The organism is Bartonella sp. AC10YNML (genome assembly GCF_042196825.1).
Taxonomy (GTDB): domain Bacteria; phylum Pseudomonadota; class Alphaproteobacteria; order Rhizobiales; family Rhizobiaceae; genus Bartonella.
This window is the reverse complement of the sequence record NZ_JBHIRA010000049.1, coordinates 1-2,297: the sequence shown is the minus strand read 5'-3', so window position 1 is coordinate 2,297 and position 2,297 is coordinate 1. Positions and strand designations below refer to the sequence as shown.

Below are 2,297 nucleotides of genomic sequence, written 5' to 3'. Positions count from 1 at the left end.
TGCCCTCTAGCATGCGCTAAGGCATGCACACCGGTCAAGTGAGTATTGGATCCCACCATTTCGGTTTGTGTCTCAGCAATGGTTGACTTTTCTTCCACACGCACAAGGATCACTTGTGCCTCAATCCCCTGCGCGCACACAGCGTTAATCACATCAAGAGCTGTTCCCCTTCGCCCAAGCTTTTGGGTTTTTTCTGTTTCATGCGTAAAAAGAAGGACAGGCTCGTTGAGGGGAAAAACTTGGTTGTCAGCATCAGGAGCTGTAACAACCGCCCCAAGGGCGGTTTGGCTAAACATCTCTAAGGGTCGAGAGGCTTGACCATCCTCAACAAGGCGGATACCATGATTAAATTCTGTTGCCATTTTGCTCTCCAAATTAATGAAGAGACTATACCAACCATCACCATGCTCCATAAGTCTGACACTGTCAGTCAAAAAGCTCTTTAAAGGGCTTTGAAAGATCTTCAAAGGGGATTTTACAGAAAGAAAATTATACAAGCCTTTACGTTCTTATACAATAAGCATCCATATAACCTAGGCTTATTCACCTTTCTCTTGTGGTTCTTTTATAGGCTCTACAGGTGCGTCTGTTTCTGTCATTTCAGTAGATGAAAGCTGTTTTGTGTTTTCATCCACCACGGGAGGAGAGAACACTTCGTCTTTATAAGTCCAGCCGATCTGCGCTTCACGTGAGGGGATTGCCTCACCCTCAAAGGCGTGAACATAATCTTCTGAGGCTACAATAATGTTGGTTACCACACCATTTTCAACAACTGCATATTCCATAAAAAACTCCTATATAAAAAATCTAAACAATACAGCGCCATTCCCGCCATCACCAGTGTTATAATTTTCTGCATCCTTTCCAGGAAAATAACCTCCTCCACCGCCACCTGCGTCAGCTTGATTACGACCACCTCTGCCACCTTTTCCACCTTTGTCACTTTCACCACCACAGCCGCCACCGCCACCATTACTAGATCCGCCACCGCCACCAGCACCACCAAAAAGAGAGCTTCCACCGTCACAGCTTCCGCCATTTCCACCATTGCCGCCAGAAAAAATAAAGTTTTTAATGCCGGAGTAACCTCCTGTTCCTCCTGCTCCTACTGTTTTGGTAACTCCGCTACCCTGAGAGCCTATACTCCCACCATTTGCTACGAGAACTCCTTCAATAATCGTTGCCCCACCATTACCATTTTTACCACCACGACCAATTTGAATATTTCTTGATTTTCTAAGTTGAGATCCTTTAATTTGAATACGGACACCTTGTCCTCCTCCACCTCCACCGCCACCGTAGTAGGCATACGTGACACGACCGTTATAAGTATTTTTTAACCAACCTCCAGCCCCCCCGCTACCGCCGCCACCCCATGCACATATTTCAATTTCTGTGTTATCCGTCATACCTTCAGGAAACGGGATAGTGCCACTTTCTGTCATGAGGATTTCGACAGGTTTTTTGGTTAATAAAGCTACCAATTTATCTATTTCTGATTTCGTATAAACAAGATCTCCATCAACCCTCAAAGGTCCTTTAAGCAAGCTTCCGCTTGCACTTAGACTGGTAACCACTTTGTTATTATGAGTGAGATTGAGTAATGAATTACCCAACAGTTCTAAACCGCCATTTATAGTGACTTTGCTGGTAAATTTATTATAACTTTGCCATTCATTTGGGCTGGCTAGGCGACCATAACTGGTTAGATCTTGATTAATTTTGGCTCTAAAATCATCAAGCCCCACAATATCTTCGGTTTTATGTTGATGCGCGCCTAACAGTGAGACAGCACTGCCAAAGGTAAAGTTATTGTTGCTTGATTTATAGAGAACATAGTTGTTAGCGGCATCTTTTGCCCCTTCGATATCGCTTAAATCAGCAAAAGTAAAGGTTTTATCCGCTGCCATCTTGCCATTGAGAGCGCTTTCTAGATCTGCGATTTCGTTGATCGTATGCGTGTGCTGTAAAGGCGCCTTTTCGTTTACCTTTTCCTCAACTTCCGCAAGTGCTTGATCAATTTTGGTCAAATTTTCCCGCAAGATTGGGAATTCAGAACTGATAAAACGCCCCTCTTTAGGCAATTCCATGTCGAGTTTTTTGGTTTTTGTCATCTCTCATTTTCCCATTATAATATGCCAGTTCCCATCACAATATGCCAGCGCCAAAATCACTCACCATGGACCGCGCAGCAGGTCCACCGGTAAGGGTCAATTTCAAGCGCGCTTGTTTGGCTGTTTTGTCACTGCTCACAAATTTTCGTTCTGTCCAAAGTGGTTCAGCGAGTTGTTCTGTTT

Annotated in this window: 2 protein-coding genes and 1 pseudogene; all 3 read right to left on the bottom strand. The window is 44.2% G+C overall.

Annotated features, from left to right (window positions below; genetic code table 11):
• A pseudogene (locus ACFINA_RS09510) lies at positions 1–362 on the bottom strand (phage tail protein); the annotation flags it as partial.
• Positions 363–539: 177 nt separating this feature from the next.
• Positions 540–785, bottom strand: coding sequence for a hypothetical protein (locus ACFINA_RS09505; RefSeq protein WP_375615511.1), 246 nt, complete (start codon positions 783–785; stop codon positions 540–542).
• Between the two features lie 9 nt (positions 786–794).
• Positions 795–2,114 carry a Bgr_08870 family protein gene (locus ACFINA_RS09500; protein ID WP_375615510.1) on the bottom strand — a complete coding sequence of 440 codons (1,320 nt, stop codon included), beginning with the start codon at positions 2,112–2,114 and terminating at the stop codon, positions 795–797.
• Between the last annotated feature and the right edge of the window lie 183 nt (positions 2,115–2,297).